A 17,925-nucleotide genomic window follows, 5' to 3' on the forward strand; every position below is an offset into this window, starting at 1 on the left:
CAGCATACCAGCGAATCCATTTTCATAAAGTAGTTTTAGCGTAGCTTTATGCGCTAGTCATCAGCCCTTTTAAAACCTCGCGGACCGGATCAGGTATTGCTACAGGGCGATTACTTTTGCGATCAACATACACATGTACAAAGTGGCCTTTGGCGGCAGCGGTGGATTCGTCGTTACGAAATAAGGCGGTTTCATAGCGCACACTGCTATTGCCTAAGTGAATGACTTTCAGTCCTACACTTACTTGATCGGGAAAACTCACCGAGGAGAAATACTGGCACTGGGTTTCAATGACGAGGCCAATAGCGGCGCTAGTGGCAATGTCGAGGGCGCCGCTGGCAATCAAATGTTGATTTACCGCGGTGTCGAAAAACGAATAATAAATCACATTGTTTACATGCTGGTAGACATCGTTGTCGTGCCAGCGGGTTTGGATCTCACAGAAATGAGGGTATTCATCGCGGCGAGGAAGGGCGGGCTTATCGCTCACAAGGCCTCCTTATAAAGGTTTAGTGCGTCGTTCAATTGAATTTCGCGGGGATTATTAATCAGTAAGCGGCTTTGCTTCATCGCGTCTGCAGCTAAAGCCGGAATATCTCGGTTGCTAATACCAACATCCCTAAGGCGGGTGGCTATTCCCAGTTCCGCGGGGATATTTTGTAAATACTCGATGAGCATGCTGGCGCGCCGGAAATTACTGCCGCCGGCAGCGGGGTAGACCACGTCGGCAAGTTCGGCATACAGGGCCTCGGCATCACTCATATTAAAGCGCAACACCGGCCCGAGCATGAGGGAGTTTGACAAGCCGTGGGGTACATGGAACCGCGCCCCCACTGGATAGGCTAACGCGTGGACGCCGCCGACAGGGGCGTTGGCGAAGGCCATACCCGCTAAACAGGCGCCCAGCAGCATATTCTCCCTAGCCTGAATGTTATTAGGGTGTTCGCAGGCAGTGAGAATATTGGCCGAGAGCAAGCGCAGCGCATCTTTAGCGAGGGCGTCGGAAATCGGGTTTTTAAGGCGTTTACTGGTATAAGACTCAATGGCGTGCACCATGGCATCAATGCCGGTGGCGGCAGTCGCCGGCGCCGGCAGGCCAAGGGTTAGGCGGGCATCGAGGAGGGCGATATCGGGTAGCAGCAGGGGTGATACCACACCTTTTTTCTCGTTTTCGCCGGTGGTTACAATGGCAATGGCGGTGACTTCGGAACCGGTTCCAGCGGTGGTCGGCACCAGTATTAAGGGTAGCCGTGGTCCCTTAGCTTGGTTGACACCGTAGACCTCGGGCAGTTCTTGGCTGCCTCTGGCGAGTAGGGCAATTAATTTGGCTACGTCCATGGAACTGCCACCGCCAAAGCCAATTATACAGTCGGCATTGGCTGCCACAGCGGCGGCGATTCCGGCGTAAATGACAGACTCGGGCGGGTCGGCAAGCACCTCTGAAAAAATATTCACGGCGATATGCTGTTGTTTAAAGTTTTCTAGGGCGCGGTCGAGTAGTTGCGCGCCAAGCACACCAGGGTCCGTGACGATCAGTGCTGATGCGCAGTCCATGGCTTGCACTCGCGCGGCAAGATTAATCGCCGCGTCGCGCTCTACAATAATAGACTTGGTGGTGTGAAACTCAAATGTACTCATTGCTAGGCGCCCTCAACAGCGGGTGAATCATTATTATGCTGTGCCTGTTTATAGTGCTAAAAATGTTAGCGAGTAAATCTTAAAACCGGTACCCCAAACTCAGTTTGGCAATAGGGAAAAATTTAAGAGACTCCATGTCGTGTTCTAATTCCCGTTCCTCTTGGTCTAATTGCGCGCGGCAGGTGCTGGCGGTATTACAGGAGCCTGACGATTGAATGTCGACCTTGGCTTTGCCTAAGTAGGCAAAGCCAAGGTCGCTGCTGAGAAACCATGTGTTATCAGGTTGAAATACCCAGCCAATACCGAGGTAGGGCGCGATGGACTGTTCAAAGTCGATCGCAATCCGCAGTTCGTCAATGTCACTGCTGGGTACACTGGCGCTGCCTATTTCGCAATTACTGGCAATAGGCGCTGCTCCGGAGGTATTGGTTTGGCAGTTGGTGACTAATTTGGTGGCGCTATTATTAAGTAGCAAGCCGGCGCTGAGCCGCAGTCGCGCTTGGAATGGATACCAGTCTGCAAGTACGCTGCCATTTTTAAGATTTAAATTACCGTTGTAATTTAGCTCGTCACCGGGCACGCCGTTTTCGTCCTCGGGCTTAAAATCAAAGTCAGTTGCAAACTGCTGCCACCCCGCCCGCCAGCCGAGGCTTGGCGTGAATTTGTAGCCAAATTCCACTCCGGGGCCAATAGTTGATATGTGGGCAGTTACGCTTATATCTGCCTGCGCAGTATTTGCGATGATTAGGCCTGCGGCAAGGGCAGTTACGATGTGCGCTCGCGTTTTGGAATAGCTAGGTGTGGCAAGGCTGGTAAACGTCAAAGTATCTCCCGTTAATAGCGCTAAGCTTCTGTGAGCAAGTTAAAGTATATGGGCAATGTGTGTACGGAAAACATTATAGTCGAGTGACGGTATAGGTCTATGGCTAGTACTAGGCGCTTATCCTAGCGTTAAGCACGGCATATATTTGGCTCGGAAACTTTGTCGATGACCAGTAAAACCTCCGCGTACTAGTGTTAAGCGCTGTTCGGCTCGCTTACACTAGGGTTTTCTTTTGCGCCAATAATAATGCCTGTGTCCAAACCGTCACCCATAAATACAGTTACCGCGGCCATGCGCACCGTGCATAGCTCTGCATTTAAAGCCTTGTTGCAAGCGGCGCAAGCCTTAGGTGTAAATGTTGCTGAGCTTGTTGCTGCAGTAGGGCTTACGCCGGTAGGCTTGAATGACGCCGAGCGGCGCTATCCCGTGGCAGATTTATACACACTGCATGAGCTGTTTGCGCGCCGAAGTGGCATTCCAGATATCGGTGTGTATATTGGTCGCATAGATTATATTCGCCATTTAAACCTGCAATTGTACGCCTGCTCCGGCTGCAGCACTTTTCGCGAATACCTCAATATTATGCCCAGTGTGCTGAGTATTGTAGGTGATATTGGTGAGTTTAAAGTGCGCCGCGATGGCGAGTTTATTCGCCTCGACTGGGAAGTGCTCACGCCACCAAACAACAATCAACGCTATGTCAGTGACGCCTCGCTTACCGTTGCTGCGGCCATTGTTAACTCGGCTTGTGTTCGTCAAATTCCGATCCGCGCGGCACATTTTAATTACGCGCAGCCAGATGACCTCAGTGTCTTGAAGCAGGCATTTGGCGACAACTTGCACTTCGCCAAAGCCAAGAGCTGTTTGTACTTAGACGCCGCCAGCCTCGATTACGTATTGATTCGGCCCGATAGCGAATGGGCGTTGGCTCTAGCCCAGCCAATTCGCCATTTGTTTGAAGACGGCGAAGATAACGACTTTATCGTCGCGCTGCGCAAAACTTTACTCAAGCTGCTACCGAGCGGCGATATCGGTTTAGATCGGGCGGCGTCATCACTCAATATCTCGCGCCGAACTTTGCAGCGGCGCTTGGCCGACGCCGGCACCCAGTATTTGCAGCTGCTGCAAAATTTGCGCTCCACACTGGCAGTTCAGTATTTACATGACGAGCGCCTAAGTATCACTGAAATAGCTTTTTTATTGGGATATATGGATCAAAGCTCCTTTTCTGCGGCCTTCCGCAGCTGGCATGGGCAGTCACCGCGAGATTTCCGGAAAAAATAGTTTTTGCTGGCTAGTGGAACGACGCGCGGCATAAAGTGCTACGACCACCGCATGGTAGTATTATCAGCGAGAGCGTTGTAATGATTGAAACCTTTATTTTCCCTGAGGTGCATGTCGCCGTTGCTTGCGGCGTGAATAGCCGCACTTGGACGAATAATCACTTAGCCTTAAAGTATTTTGTGTGAAAAAAGTAGCAGTGACGGTTAGCGTCGAGATTCAGGTGAGTTAGCTGTTTGTAAGATCTCGGACTGTGTAAAACACCTATATTTAAGCTCGCGAGTTGAGCTTAAGGACAAAAAAGACGATAGTGTTAACCGTGATTTCGCTTAGCAGGGCTAGGTGTGTCGCCAGCGCTAATAAGTTACATACAGGATAAAATAATGAGTAATGATATCGCCCCAGTCAGTGTTCGCCGTCAAGGACGCGTGCTGTACGTCACCCTAAGCCGTCCCGCACTTAAAAATGCCATCAACGAAGATATGATCACAACCCTGTACCGCAGTCTGCGTGACGCAGCGCAGGATGACAGTATTGGCGCGGTGGTACTCGAAGGCTCTGGCGATGCATTTTGTGCGGGTGCCGATATCAAAAACTTGGCCCTTGGCGCCGAGCACACTCGTAAATATTCTACCGAAGTACTGTTGCGAGTGGGTGCTGAGGCGGCGATGTTGCTGCATGAAATGCCCAAACCGACAATTGCGATGATTCGTGGACCCGCCATGGGCGGCGGTTTGTCATTAGCGCTAGCCTGCGATTTTAGGCTTGCCGACAGCAGTGCCAGCCTAGGCTATGCCCATACCAAAATTGCTTTGTCGGGGGATTTTGCGGCCGCTTATTTCCTAAGCAAATGGATGGGCGCGGGCAAGGCGCGGGAGTTTTGCCTGTTAAATCCGGTCTACGGCGCTCAAGAGGCCTTTGCTAGTGGCTTGTTGAGTAAAGTCTGTGACGACGCTGAATTAGAGAGCGATGTGGCTAAACTGGCCACTCGTTTGGCCGAAGGCCCCACTAACGCCTTGGCTTGTATTAAGGCAAATCTAAAGAATGCCCAAGAAATGAGCTGTGAAAACTACATTGCCGAGGAAATTAAGAACTTTCAGCGCTGCCGCAATAGCGATGAGCACCGCGAAGCCTTGAAAGCCTTTATTGAAAAGCGTGAGCCGAATTTTCCTCGCCAAGCACAGGGCTAGCCTACAGCGCTAACCCCCACGATTTTATTATCTCACCGTCACAAAACACCCGCGCTCATTGCATGGCCGCGGGTGTTTTGAGTTTTGGTAGGCTCATTTCCTCCACTTAGGCGTTTTTTGGTTAGTCAACGTCGCTGATTGTCTATTTTGGTATTCAGTTGCTTTATTCTGACTGTTAATGGTATTTTTTAGACTCAAAATATCATTTTAGAGCATTATTTAAGCAAAAATATTTGATGCTAGCCGTGTTTAAAATAAAATCTTCGCCAAGCTGGGTCTAGACTGTTATTAAAGCTGTTGCGGCGTTAATAACAGGAAGTGTCGATTATGGCCCTGTCTAAATTTGCATTAAACATATCCCTTGAAGATAAGTATCGCCTCGACAGTACCCGTGCCTATATGACTGGTATCGAGGCCTTGGTTAGGCTGCCCATGCTTCAGCATCAGCGGGACGTAGAGCGCGGTTTAAATACGGCGGGCTTTATCTCTGGCTATCGCGGCTCGCCACTGGGTAATCTCGATCAGGCCTTGTGGCAGGCCAAGCCCTATCTCGATAAACACCATATTCAGTTTGTGCCCGGCGTGAATGAAGACATGGCGGCGACGGCCGTGCGCGGCAGCCAAGAAGTTGGCTTATTCCCCGGTGCTAAATACGACGGTGTATTTGGCATGTGGTACGGCAAGGGCCCAGGGGTTGATCGCAGCATGGATGTGATCAAACACGCCAACGCGGTGGGCACCTCGCGTTATGGCGGGGTATTGGCGGTGGCGGGGGACGACCACGCCGCTAAGTCATCGACATTACCGCATCAGTCAGAACATATGTTTATGGGCGCCTCAATTCCGGTTTTGGCGCCCGCCAATGTGCAAGAGGTTTTAGACCTTGGTATTTTCGGCTGGGAGCTATCGCGCTATGCCGGCTGCTGGGTGGGCTTTAAGGCCATTACCGAGAATATGGATTCGGCAATATCAGCGGTGATAGATGCGCACAGGGTAAACATTATTTTACCAGAAGACTTTGAAATGCCAGAAGACGGCGTACACGCTCGCTGGCCAGACTCGCCACTGGCGCAGGAAAAGCGCCTTAATAAATACAAGATCTATGCGGCGCGGGCGTTTGCGCGGGCCAATAATCTCAATCGCATTGTGATCGACAGCCCTAAAGCGCGCCTCGGTATTGTGACCAGCGGCAAGGCCTATCTCGATGTTTTGCAGGCACTCGAAGATTTGGGTATCGACCAGCAACAAGCCGCCGCCATCGGGCTGCGGGTGTATAAAGTTGCCATGCCCTGGCCGCTGGAGCCGGAAACCACCCACGAATTTGCGCGAGGACTGGAAGAAATCCTGGTGGTCGAGGAAAAACGCTCGATTATTGAAGACCAAATTACCGGCCAATTGTATAACTGGCCGGTGGAAGATCGCCCCCGTGTGATTGGCGAGTTTGACGAGCACGGCGCAGACTTACTGCCCAACCTCAGTGAGCTAACTCCGGCCATGGTGGCGCGTGCCATTGCCTCGCGAATTCGTCGTTTTTACAAAAGCGAAGAAATCGAAAAGCGCCTCAATTTTTACAATCAAAAAGAGCAGTCGATTGCCAATAAACAGGGCGTTATCAATCGCACGCCCCATTACTGTTCTGGTTGTCCTCACAATACCTCTACCCAAGTGCCCGAGGGCAGCATCGCCCTTGGCGGCATTGGCTGCCATTATATGAGTACGTGGATGCCCTCGCGGCCAGCAATCACCTTTACTCAAATGGGCGGCGAAGGGGTGACCTGGGTAGGGCAGGCGGCCTTTACCGAGAATAAGCACGTTTTTCAGAACCTCGGCGACGGCACTTATTTCCACTCCGGCAGCTTGGCTATTCGCCAGTCCGTTGCCGCTGGGGTCAATATCACCTACAAAATTTTGTATAACGACGCCGTTGCCATGACCGGCGGTCAACCTATTGATGGCAGCTTGTCGGTAGCGCAGTTAATTTTGCAATTGCGCGGCGAGGGCATAAAGCGCATTGCGCTGGTGTCTGATCATCCAGAACAATATGACACGCCCGGCGAAGCGGGATTAAGCGTTAATCACCGCGACGACTTACTCAGTATTGAAGAAGAGCTGCGCGAGATCGAAGGCGTGTCGGTGCTGATTTACGAGCAAACCTGCGCGGCAGAAAAACGTCGGCGCCGCAAAAAAGGCACCATGGTCGATCCCGATCGCCGTATTTTTATTAACGAGGCGGTGTGCGAAGGCTGTGGCGACTGCGGTAAAAAATCCAACTGCCTGTCGGTATTGCCAAAAGAAACCGAGCTGGGCCGTAAGCGCCAAATCGACCAAAGCGCCTGTAATAAAGATTACTCCTGCGTTAATGGATTCTGTCCGAGTTTTGTGTCGGTGATAGGCGGCGGGCTTAAAAAGCAAAGCGTGAATACCGCCAGTGCCGATGGCTTTGGGGCATTACAAGAGCCGACCCTGCCCAGCTTAAATACCCCGTGGAATTTAGTGGTAACCGGCATTGGCGGCACGGGTGTGCTCACCATTACCGCGGTGTTAGCCATGGCCGCCCATGTTGAAGGCAAGGGCTGCGCGACTATGAATCAAACTGGTCTCGCGCAAAAATTCGGCCCAGTGGTCAGCCATTTACGGGTTGCCAATCATCAGGAAGACATCAATGCAGTGCGTATTCCGGCGGGTGATGCCGATCTGTTACTAGGCTGCGATTTGGTGGTGTCGAGTTCCGATGAGGCTATCGCCAAGGTCAATATCGAGCGCAGTTTTGCTGTGATTAACGATACCGAGATGACCACTGCCGATTTTGTTTATCACCGCGATGCCCAATTCCCCGCCGATACCATGAAGCGGCTCATAGTTACCGAAGTGGGCGAGGGCAAGGTTGATTTTATTCAGGCCTCAGAAATCGCCAGTCATTTACTGGGCGACAGTTTGGCGACTAACTTCTTTATGCTGGGTTATGCCTTTCAGAAAGGCTATGTGCCGATCAGCTCAGAAGCGATTGAGCACGCGATTAAACTCAATGGTGTCGCGGTAGCGTTTAATCAGCAAGCCTTCTTGTGGGGGCGTCGCGCGGTCGACAATATGGCCGCAGTAATGGCCGCCGCTGGTGTGGCGGTAGAGCAATGGCAGCCCCTAGAAAACCTCGATGACATTATCGAATTCCGTTACCAGCATTTAATTAAGTACCAAAATCTTGCCTATGCTCAAGACTTTCGTCGTAGGGTCGAGCAAGTGCGCTCCAAAGAACTTGAAGTGAGCGGCGCAGCCGGCGACTTAACAGAGGCGGTAGCGCGCTCGCTGCATAAACTGATGAGCTATAAAGACGAGTACGAAGTCGCGCGGCTGTACAGCGATGGCGATTTTATGAAAAAGCTCAAAGCCAGTTTCGATGGCGATTTTAAGCTGCAGTTTCATTTGGCGCCGCCCATCTTCTCTAAACGTGGTCGCGACGGCTTGCCCAAAAAACGGGTGTTTTCAGCGTGGATGTTCACGGCATTTAGCTACTTGGCAAAGCTTAAAGGCCTGCGCGGCAGTGCTTGGGATATTTTTGGCTACAGCGCCGAGCGCAAAGATGAACGAGCTTTGCTCGCCGAGTTTCAGCAAGACCTAGATAGTTTTATTGGCCAAATCAACGCCGATAACTTGGCACCCATTACTGAAATTATTGCTTTGGTCGACGAAGTTCGGGGTTTTGGCCACGTAAAAGAGCAAGCGATTGCTCAATACCGCGTGCGCCGTCAGCAATTGCTTGGGCGGCTGCGGGGCGATGTTGTGCAATTAGTCGATGTAGGCAATGCCGCCTGATTGCTAGTTGCTTTGTGGTACAAGGAGAACGTAATGACAGTGTTTAATTCGCCTTCCTTTGACGGTCATGAGCTGGTGGCCTTTAAGGACGATGCCCGCAGCGGCTTGCGTGCCATAATTGCGGTGCATAATACCAACTTAGGGCCAGCCTTAGGCGGTTGTCGGTTTTACCCCTATGCCTCTGATGAGCAGGCGCTAGAAGACGTGTTGCGTCTGTCGCGGGGCATGAGCTATAAATCAGCCTTGGCGGGCCTGCCCTTGGGCGGCGGCAAGGCGGTGATTATTGGCGATCCGGCCAATCAGAAAAGCCGCCAGCTGCTATTGGCGATGGGCGAGTTTATCGAGGGCTTGAGCGGACAATATATTACGGCTGAAGATTCCGGCACCGGCGTTGCCGACATGAAAGTTATTGGCGAGCGCACCAGTTATGTTTCGGGCGTGATGGAGGGTAGCCGTTTTGGCGGTGATCCCTCGCCCTACACTGCGCAGGGTGTGTTTTGCGGAATTAAGGCGGCCTTGGCGTTTCGCCATAAAGCGAATTCGCTGCGCGACGTGCGAGTGGCTGTTCAAGGCGCGGGCTCGGTGGGCCGCCATTTAACGGCGCTGCTAGTAGAGGCGGGGGCTGAGGTGTTTATTGCTGATATTAACGCCGCCAATTTAACCCTAGCTAAAGTATTGGGTGCTAAGCCTGTTGCCGTTGGCGAGCTGCTGAGTATGGATGTAGATGTACTGGCACCCTGTGCAATGGGGGCGGTGCTTGATGAGCAAACCGTGGGAGTGATTAAGGCCGGTATTGTTGCGGGCGCCGCAAATAATCAACTAGCGAATCCTATTCAGGGAGAGCAGTTGCGTCAGTTGGGTATTTTATACGCCCCAGACTTCGTGATTAACGCGGGGGGCATTATTGATGTGTACTATCAGCGGGCAGAGGGCTCTTCAGACAAGTCCGCCGCGCAGGTCGAGACAATCGGCAATACATTACAGCGCATTTTTCGCCGCGCCGAACAAAGCGGTGAAACGACTGCGCGGGTGGCAGAATTGCTTGCCGAAGAGCGCTTTCTTACACCAGTAAAAATCGCTGCGGCCTAAAAAGCCGCAGCGATGATATACCGGTTTTTCTTACTTGCTTAGCGGAACTGCGCGGTAGCGGCGCGGTATTCCTGTTCCAGCTTTTGAATCAGGTCTTTGGTTGACGGCGTGTCGTGAATGGCGCCCACACCCTGACCGGCAGACCAAATCTCTTTCCATGCGCCACCAGTTTTTTCGCCGCTTTTATTGTCAGCGTCGGTGGTTAATTCTTCGCCAAAGTCGATGTGGCTTGGCGCTTCTAGTTTATTTGGGTCGAGGCCGGCATTAACGATGCTGGGCTTCAAAAAGTTGGCAAATACACCAGATATATTTGGGGTGTAAACGATGTCACTAGAGCCGCTGTCGACAATCATCTGCTTGTATTCAGGCTGTACCAAACTCTCTTGGGTGTTGATGAAGCGGGTGCCCATATAGGCAAGATCGGCGCCCATTGCTTGGGCCGCGGCAATATCATTGCCCCGCGAAATCGCACCGGCCAATAACAGCGTTTTATCAAAAAATTCACGTATCTCTGCGACTAAGGCAAAGGGGTTGGTGCTGCCTGCGTGGCCACCGGCACCGGCGCTAACGGCTATCAATCCATCTACCCCAGCACCTGCCGCTTTGCGAGCGTGACGGGCGTTAATTACGTCGTGAAAAACCAGGCCACCGTAGCCGTGCACGGCGTCAATCACTTCTTTGGCGGCGCCCAGCGAGGTGATAATAATGGGCACCTGATGCTTAACACACAGCGCTAAATCTGCACTTAGGCGAGGATTAGTTTTGTGCACAATCAAATTAACTGCGAAGGGGGCTGGTTTTTCACCAGTAGCTTGCTCATGGGCTTGCAGGGCAGTATTAATACTGACTAACCACTCTTCAAAACCTTCACTGCTGCGTTGGTTTAATGCGGGAAAGGAGCCGACCATGCCAGCCTTGCAGGTTTCTATTACTAGCTCCGGCCCCGAGGCCAAAAACATGGGGGCGACCACGGCGGGTAGGCGAAGGCGGTTTTCCAGTAGCTTGGGAAGACTCATAGTGCTAAACACTCTTATCGGTGAAATCGAAGTGTCACTTTAGGGCTTATTGCGTCGCGGGGGTAGTGTCAGTATTGACATTAAAAGTGTTGATAGTGACACTAACTACTTTTGCAGTGGAGAAATTTGCAGTGGCCAAGGTTTACGTTATTGCCTACGAGGGCTGCTATGCCGGTAGTTTGTCCAACCCCCAAGACTTGTATATGGTCGCTAACGCCCATTGGCGAGAGCAGTATCAGGGTAGGGAGGGTGAGTTTGAATGGCAAACCTTATCCTTAGGCGGCGAGCCAGTTGTTACCGCATCCCATCTTAAAATTGCGGTAGACGGCCCTTTTGTCGATCTTGAGACGGGCAGCATTATCGTCGTGCCAGCAATGGCCTATCCTGGCGGTAGAGAATTGAATAAAAAGCTGGAATCCCTGAGTGAGATTATTAACTGGCTGGTAAAACAATACGCTAATAACTGCATTATCTGCACCCACTGCACAGGCAGCTTTATTTTGGCGGAAAGCGGTTTACTCAATGGTCACAGCGCCACCACCAGCTGGTGGCTTGCTGAACAATTTCGCCAGCGCTATCCCGAAATTACATTAAAGGCCGATCAATTGGTGGTCGACGAAGGACGTTTGCTGACCGGTGGCGCCAATGGCGCCGAAATGTTGGCCGCACTGATTATGGTCGAGCGGTATATGGGCCGGGCGGTAGCCTCGCAATGCGCGCGAACCTTGCTGGTAGATACCAATTTAACCCAGCAGGCACCGTATCTTATTCTGCCCCGACAGAAGCAGCACAGCGATTCGCTTATGCTAGAAATTCAAGATTACTTAGAAAAAAATCTGAGTGATGCCTTTTCTTTGGAACGCTTGGCGCAGCGGTTTTGCATCAGCTCTCGAACCCTGATGCGGCGCTTCAAAGAGGCTGTGGGCGACACCCCCAATAGTTATTTGCAAAACCTCCGAATTGAGGCGGCTAAGAAATTATTTGAAGCCACCAGCCTGTCTACCGACGCGGTCATGCTGCGGATTGGCTATGCCGATACTAGTTCGTTTACCCGTCTCTTTCAGCGTAAAACCGGATTAAGTCCCCGCGCTTATCGCATGAAATTTGGTCTTGCTCCGCGTGGCGAGCAAATAAGCTCAATGTAGTGGCTGACTAATCGCTACTGTTGGCGCTACGTCAATAAATGGGTTGCGCCAGCCCATCAACTTAGCTTTGGCTCGAGCAAGTCGCAGCTCCTGCTCGGAGACAGGGTCCTGTCTCGCCCAAGCCTCGTAAAGCTGGAGATTTTTTTTGCTTATTTTTAAACCATATTGCTTGGCCATATAGAAATAACTGCGGGCGATATCGCCGCGGATATCTGGTCGGGGCTCGGCACGCCGCTCTTTAAAGGCGATTTCAATATCACAGGCACCATAGGCGCGGGCCTCGCCGCTTACCATGCCAAACCCAAAATTTGAGCGGTCGCCATTGACTTCACCAATGGCAGGCACCAAGTTGAAAACGTCTGCTTCCATGGCTTTAAATATAGGGTCTTTTCGACAAGCCTTGCGACCGCCTGTTTGCCAGCACTGTAGCTGATGACCAAACTCCCAAGCCGAGACGATGTGCTCCCATTCGATTCTGGCTGCGCGCTTGGCATTTTTTCGGGGTGTGTAGGCACAGCTTTTGTGATGGGCTAATAGTTTGTTTTTACCGCCTACTTTTTGTTCAGAGTAGCTGCAGTCGCAGTAGAAGCTCTGCTCTGCTTGTTCGTTTTTATAAAGACGAATTAAGCTTTTTTTGGCTGCTGAAAAGCTTTTCGGAGGGGTGTTGTTAGTGGCAAAGCTCGGTAGGTGGAAGATTAGTAATAGAACAAGGAACGTAACTCTGGGCACAAAAAAACCTTATATTTGTGGTGCGACGGGTTTTCCGGCGCAGCGGGGCGGGCAATATAAGTGAGATCAGTGCGAATTAATACTGTTGTTAGATTTTTGTTTTAAGGATGAAAATAAGTGTTTCGGTTTTGGCGGGGGTCAGTGCTCGCTATAGTTGCTATTGAATGTTTCGGTTCCCATTGCCTCAATTTGCAAATCGATCATTTTATTAAACGCCAGTAAAATATTGGAGTAATCTTGCGGCGCATGGAGTTCGTTTAGCGCACACACTCCAGCTTCTATTGTCGACAGGCCGTCAGCGCGGGGCGAGCGTCTTATTTTATATTGGCTATTATTGTGAGCGGTAATAGCAAAACGGGGTAAGGTGTTTAACCACGGATTTAAATGCATCAAGCGGGTAACTTTTCGCCAAGTACCATCGAGCAAAATAAGATTTTTAATTGTATTGGGGTGAATGTTGGCGACGCTTATGCTGTTCTCATCTGGAAAAATTAATACGCTGTCGCGCTGCCAATTTTCGCCGAGAATTAGCACAGGCTCAAAGGTTTCGCCAACAATAAGCTGGGCGCCAATGACTGATTTAGCGAGCAGTGGTGCAGATGATAATGCGTGCTTAGCTTCCTTGGGGTCTTGCAGAATAAAGAGACGGTAAGCGCAGTCGCGCACCACCATAACATCGCATAGGCAGGTGCGCAGGGGGCGCTCGCATTGGGGGCAGAGCTGTCGTTTACTCACGTTATAGGCCTGTTAATCGCAGTGAATGGGCTTGCTCGCAAAGTTGGCAATGCGTTGGGATTCAAGGATTTTCCGCATATCATCGGGAATGCTGCTGGGTTTGCCATTAAGGGTATAGATCATTACCGCTTCGCATAAACCGATACATTTGGCTGTTTGAAACAAGGCTTGATGTAGCCGGTAAGAGCTATTGCCAATATGGCCGATACCCGTGCGGATCTCGACGGGCTCGGGGTAGTGGCCCTCGGCGAGGTACTGCAGACGAGCTTCGATCAATAGGATTTTATCGGCGGAGTCGGGTTTGAAAAAATCTTTGCGGCCCGTGATGTGGAGTTGCATACGGGCGCGGGCGCTTTCATAAAAGCCAGCGATTGCTAAATTGTTGAGATGAGCATAGGCGTCCATATCACCAAACTGAGTGTCTATACTCACGGTGAATGGGTAGGTTTCTGCTAGTAATAAGCTGGGATCGGTTTTTTTTGCCATGGTTTGACGGGGCTCGCGATTCGCATGTGGCGTCAATTTTACCCTGACTGAGGCATATAGCCACGTCGATTTTAAAATACGCGATGAAGCCTCATTTCTGAGAAAAGTTAGTTTGCGGGTGATATAGGCTAAGATTGCTTGTAGCAGCGAGAGCTGTTTATTAGCAGCAAGGTCTGGCAGGCTGGGAATACATAACAAGGAGTTACACGGTGAGAAAACGTGAATGCATGCTGGTGCTGTTTGCGATGTTATTTGCCGGCTGTAGCGGCGACAGCGCACGTAGTGGCCTTACTGGGTATGTGGAAGCTGAATATATTTATATCAGCAGCCTAGAAACTGGCTGGATTACAAGTAGCGCCGTCAGTGAAGGTGATCGTGTAAGTGCTGAGCAAGTGCTGTTGAGCCTAGACAATGAACGGCAGGCTTTTGATCTGGCAGAAGCGACGCAGCGTGCGGCCGCGGCTCAAGCGCAATGGCGAGATTTACAAAGCGGCGCGCGGCCAGAAGAGCTAAAGCGTCTGGATGCGCAGCTTGCGGAAGCCAAAACTAGTTTAACGCTCGCCGATATAGAGTTGCGCCGACTGCGCGATTTACTAAGCAAAGGTGCGACGTCTGAAGCGGTGCTGGATAAAGCAAGTGCTGAATATTCGGCGGCCAAAGCGCGGGTCGATAGCGCCACAGCGAGTATTGGTGTTGCTAAGTTGGCGGCGCGAGAAGAGGCCTTGATTGCGGCCAAAGCGGCTGCAAACGCTGCTGAAGCAGTGCTGGCAAAAGCGCAGTGGCGTTTTGAGCAGCGTAGCCTTGTTGCGCGCCAAGCAGGCTTAGTTACTGCGGTGTATTATCGCCAAGGCGAACAATTGCCCGCTGGCGCACCGGCGCTGGCACTTTTGCCCGCCAACGGCCTAAAAATTCGTTTTTTTATTCCCCAGTCCCGGGTCGTGGAGTTTGCGCCGGGTACAGTGGTGAGTATTCATCAAGACGGCAATCCTGAAATACTTAGCGCAACGGTGTCCTATTTAGCTGAACAAGTAGAATTTACGCCGCCAGTAATTTACAGCGTCGCCAACCGCGAGAAACTGGTGTTTATGGTGGAGGCGCGCTTGCCGCCAAATAGCGGCTTACACGCCGGTCAGCCGGTTGATGTGAGCTTGTTATGAGTGGCTGCTATGAGTGAGCTAGCCATCGACGTGCGGGGCTTAAGTAAGCATTTTGCCAGCAAGGCCGCTGTGAGTGATGTTGATTTACAAATGCCTCGCGGCCAAGTGTGGGGCTTTCTCGGCCCCAATGGCTCGGGTAAAACCACCACCATTCGCATGCTCTGCGGTTTGTTAAAGCCTAGTGCCGGTGAGGGTAGTTGCCTTGGCTTTGACTTGCGCCGTGAGGCCGAGGCCATTCGTCGCCAAACAGGCTATATGACCCAAAAATTTTCCTTTTGGGCAGATCTTAGCGTGCGCGAGAATCTAGACTTTGTCGCACGTATCTATCAGCTCGACAAGAGGCGGCAGTGCGTAGATGAAACCCTGGCAGTGCTCGGCCTAGTTCACCGGCAACATCAACTTGCGGGGGCCTTGTCTGGCGGCTGGAAACAGCGCTTGGCGCTCGCCGCCGTTACCATGCATAAACCTAAGTTATTGCTTTTAGATGAACCGACAGCTGGCGTAGACCCTCAGGCGCGGCGGGATTTTTGGGATCAAATTCATCGCCTGTCTAATCAAGGCATGACGGTGCTGGTGTCGACCCATTACATGGACGAGGCCGAGCGCTGCGATCATATTGTGTATCTAGCTCACGGCAAATTAATTACCGAGGGCAGCGTCCCAGATATTATTGACCAATCTGGGCTGGTGAGCTTCCGGGCCGAGGGCAGGGGCGTGCGAGGTATAGAGCCACTGATGGCCGTGCAGCCTGGAATCGAACACGCGGCGTATTACGGCGCTGCGTTGCATATTAGTGGCCACGACCGCGTGGCATTAGAAGCGGCAGTCGCCAGGGTCGCAGATCAAGGCTATGGGTGGCAGGAAATTAAACCCAGTTTGGAAGATGTATTTATAGCACTAATGGAGCAGAGCGGTGGCGATAAGAGGGCCCACCGATGATGCGCTTCGGCCGCAGTCTGGCGCGGATTAACGCGGTATTTATCAAAGAACTCATCCAAATGCGTCGCGACCGGCTGACCTTTGCGGTGATGCTGGCCATACCTATTTTAGAATTGGTGCTATTTGGCTACGCAATAAACACCGACCCCAAACACTTGCCCACGGCGGTGTATGCCGCGGAGTACACGCCAGTGGTGCGCAGTATTCTTAGCGGTTTGGAAAACTCCGAGTACTTTGATATTAGTACTAATAATAGTGACCCCCGCGCCAGTGATTACCTACTGGCGAGCGGCAAAGTGGTTTTTATTGTCGAAATTCCGGCGGGCTTTAGTCGCCAATTAATTCGCGGTGAGCGGCCGCAACTATTGGTGTCGGCAGACGCGACTGATCCGGTTGCGGCGTCTAATGCTTTGGGGCGCTTATCGACTATCGTCAATCAGGCGCTGCTCAAAGATTTGACTGGCCCACTGGCGCATTTGCAGGCCGGTAAGGGCGCGGTAGATTTGGTGGTGCATCCCCGTTACAACCCCGAGGGCATAACCCAATACAACATTGTGCCGGGCTTGTTGGGGGTTATTCTAACCATGACGCTAGTGATGATTACCGGCATGGCGATGACCCGCGAGACTGAGCGCGGCACTATGGAAAATTTACTGGCCATGCCAGGTTCGCCCTTTGAGGTAATGATCGGCAAAATTCTGCCCTATGTCGGTGTGGGTTCGGTGCAAACCGTGATTGTGTTGGTGGTGGCCCACTGGCTGTTTGCGGTGCCGTTTATTGGCAGTATCGCCTTGCTGGTCTTAAGCGTGGCAATTTTTATTTTGGCGAATCTCGCACTGGGTTTTACTTTTTCGACGATTGCTCAGTCGCAAATTCAATCGATGCAGCTGACTTTCTTTTTCTTTCTGCCCTCGATTCTTTTGTCTGGCTTTATGTTTCCGTTTCGCGGTATGCCGCACTGGGCGCAAATGATTGGGGAGGTGTTACCCCTTACCCATTTTTTGCGGGTAGTGCGGGGTATCATGCTTAAAGGCGCGGGCATCCAAGAATTGGTTTACGACTTGGCGGCCATCTTGGTATTTATGCTGGTAGTTAGCTCTGTGGCCATGCTGCGCTATAAGCGCACCTTAGATTAAACGACGGAAATATGATGTCGCTCTAGACCACTACAGAGCTCTTAAGATTCCAGCATCGACCCTAGCGCGACAGGCGTGTAGAGTATTCTTTTGTTAAGAAATACAGATGTAAAGGACCCGCTAGATGAACGATGCACTGACGATAGTCAATAAAACCGCGCCGGTAATGCCGGTAGCACAGTTCAAATCGCTGGATCATGCCAAGGCTTGTGCCGAATTATTTGCCGAGGCGGGGGTGCCAGCGGTTGAGGTAACTTTGCGCCATACCGACGCATGGCAAATGGTCAAACTATGTAGAGACCTAATGCCAAACGCGCGGATTGGCGTAGGTACGGTGCTAAATCGCAGACAAATGTTGCGCGCCGTTGATGAAGCCGATTTTGTTATCAGTCCGGGTTTTTCCCGCGAGCTGTCGATGCTGGCCCATAAAACCCTCACCACCTATATTCCTGGTGTGGCTACCGCAACAGAAATCATGGCTGCGATGGCCGAAGAACACCGTGTTTTTAAATTGTATCCCGCGGAGGCAATTGGCGGCGTCACCTTGTTAAAATCCCTGGCGGGCCCCTTTCCTGATGCGGTGTTCTGCCCAACAGGGGGCATAAGCCAAGCGAACTACCACGACTACCTAGCGCTGCCCAATGTGCACTGCGTGGGTGGTAGCTGGATTGTGCCCAGTGAAGAGGCTCTGGCGAAAGACCGCAAAGGCTATTTAGCAATGTTAAAAAGCCTATACCAGCGGTCACTTTAG

At 51.7% G+C, this 17,925-nt stretch carries 16 protein-coding genes; 9 read left to right on the forward strand and 7 right to left on the reverse strand.

The genetic code is table 11. The annotated features are described in order from the left end of the window. Positions 1–46: 46 nt before the first annotated feature. The 3 genes from AB4876_RS01160 to AB4876_RS01170 all read right to left on the reverse strand — a co-directional run bounded on the left by AB4876_RS01160 (position 47) and on the right by AB4876_RS01170 (position 2,461). Positions 47–490, reverse strand: coding sequence for an acyl-CoA thioesterase (locus AB4876_RS01160; RefSeq protein WP_368379821.1), 444 nt, complete (start codon positions 488–490; stop codon positions 47–49). Beyond that, entirely contained in the window at positions 487–1,638 is a 1,152-nt protein-coding gene (locus AB4876_RS01165) for an iron-containing alcohol dehydrogenase (protein WP_368379822.1), read from the reverse strand. The genes AB4876_RS01160 and AB4876_RS01165 overlap by 4 nt, the downstream gene beginning before the upstream one ends. Before the next feature lie 79 nt (positions 1,639–1,717). Beyond that, positions 1,718–2,461 carry a hypothetical protein gene (locus tag AB4876_RS01170; protein ID WP_368379823.1) on the reverse strand — a complete coding sequence of 248 codons (744 nt, stop codon included), beginning with the start codon at positions 2,459–2,461 and terminating at the stop codon, positions 1,718–1,720. A gap of 246 nt (positions 2,462–2,707) precedes the next feature. On the opposite strand from AB4876_RS01170, the gene AB4876_RS01175 reads away from it, so the two are divergent. From AB4876_RS01175 to AB4876_RS01190, 4 genes are all read left to right on the forward strand, one after another. Next, positions 2,708–3,745, forward strand: a complete 1,038-nt coding sequence (locus tag AB4876_RS01175) for an AraC family transcriptional regulator ligand-binding domain-containing protein (protein WP_368379824.1) — start codon at positions 2,708–2,710, stop codon at positions 3,743–3,745. A 380-nt stretch (positions 3,746–4,125) separates the two neighbouring features. Continuing rightward, a complete protein-coding gene (locus AB4876_RS01180; protein ID WP_368379825.1) occupies positions 4,126–4,932 on the forward strand; it encodes an enoyl-CoA hydratase-related protein in 807 nt (268 codons plus the stop codon). A gap of 327 nt (positions 4,933–5,259) precedes the next feature. Next, positions 5,260–8,742, forward strand: a complete 3,483-nt coding sequence (locus AB4876_RS01185; protein ID WP_368379826.1) for an indolepyruvate ferredoxin oxidoreductase family protein — start codon at positions 5,260–5,262, stop codon at positions 8,740–8,742. A gap of 33 nt (positions 8,743–8,775) precedes the next feature. After that, positions 8,776–9,831 carry a Glu/Leu/Phe/Val family dehydrogenase gene (locus AB4876_RS01190; RefSeq protein ID WP_368379827.1) on the forward strand — a complete coding sequence of 352 codons (1,056 nt, stop codon included), beginning with the start codon at positions 8,776–8,778 and terminating at the stop codon, positions 9,829–9,831. Between the two features lie 38 nt (positions 9,832–9,869). On the opposite strand, the gene AB4876_RS01195 is transcribed toward AB4876_RS01190, so the two are convergent. Further along, positions 9,870–10,847 carry an NAD(P)H-dependent flavin oxidoreductase gene (locus AB4876_RS01195; protein ID WP_368379828.1) on the reverse strand — a complete coding sequence of 326 codons (978 nt, stop codon included), beginning with the start codon at positions 10,845–10,847 and terminating at the stop codon, positions 9,870–9,872. Positions 10,848–10,942: 95 nt separating this feature from the next. Between AB4876_RS01195 and AB4876_RS01200 the strand changes: the two genes are divergently transcribed. Continuing rightward, positions 10,943–11,992: a GlxA family transcriptional regulator gene (locus AB4876_RS01200; protein ID WP_368379829.1), complete on the forward strand. Its 1,050-nt coding sequence runs from the start codon at positions 10,943–10,945 to the stop codon at positions 11,990–11,992. On the opposite strand, the gene AB4876_RS01205 is transcribed toward AB4876_RS01200, so the two are convergent. From AB4876_RS01205 to AB4876_RS01215, 3 genes are all read right to left on the reverse strand, one after another. Beyond that, complete coding sequence (locus tag AB4876_RS01205) at positions 11,984–12,721, reverse strand: endonuclease (protein ID WP_368379830.1); 738 nt, start codon at positions 12,719–12,721, stop codon at positions 11,984–11,986. The genes AB4876_RS01200 and AB4876_RS01205 overlap by 9 nt on opposite strands. 138 nt (positions 12,722–12,859) lie before the next feature. Next, on the reverse strand, positions 12,860–13,456 hold the full coding sequence (locus AB4876_RS01210; RefSeq protein ID WP_368379831.1) for a tRNA-uridine aminocarboxypropyltransferase: 597 nt from the start codon (positions 13,454–13,456) through the stop codon (positions 12,860–12,862). Positions 13,457–13,468: 12 nt separating this feature from the next. Further along, positions 13,469–13,942 (reverse strand): acyl-CoA thioesterase, encoded by a 474-nt coding sequence (locus AB4876_RS01215; protein WP_368379832.1) that lies wholly within the window; start codon positions 13,940–13,942, stop codon positions 13,469–13,471. A gap of 209 nt (positions 13,943–14,151) precedes the next feature. Between AB4876_RS01215 and AB4876_RS01220 the strand changes: the two genes are divergently transcribed. From AB4876_RS01220 to eda, 4 genes are all read left to right on the forward strand, one after another. Next, entirely contained in the window at positions 14,152–15,099 is a 948-nt protein-coding gene (locus AB4876_RS01220) for an HlyD family secretion protein (protein ID WP_368379833.1), read from the forward strand. A gap of 9 nt (positions 15,100–15,108) precedes the next feature. Next, entirely contained in the window at positions 15,109–16,038 is a 930-nt protein-coding gene (locus AB4876_RS01225; protein WP_368379834.1) for an ABC transporter ATP-binding protein, read from the forward strand. Then, on the forward strand, positions 16,035–17,174 hold the full coding sequence (locus AB4876_RS01230) for an ABC transporter permease (RefSeq protein WP_368379835.1): 1,140 nt from the start codon (positions 16,035–16,037) through the stop codon (positions 17,172–17,174). Before AB4876_RS01225 ends, AB4876_RS01230 begins: the two co-directional genes overlap by 4 nt. A 124-nt stretch (positions 17,175–17,298) precedes the next feature. Further along, positions 17,299–17,925 carry a bifunctional 4-hydroxy-2-oxoglutarate aldolase/2-dehydro-3-deoxy-phosphogluconate aldolase gene (eda, locus tag AB4876_RS01235; protein ID WP_368379836.1) on the forward strand — a complete coding sequence of 209 codons (627 nt, stop codon included), beginning with the start codon at positions 17,299–17,301 and terminating at the stop codon, positions 17,923–17,925.

The sequence above is a fragment of the Zhongshania guokunii genome (genome assembly GCF_040892635.1).
Classification (GTDB): domain Bacteria; phylum Pseudomonadota; class Gammaproteobacteria; order Pseudomonadales; family Spongiibacteraceae; genus Spongiibacter; species Spongiibacter guokunii.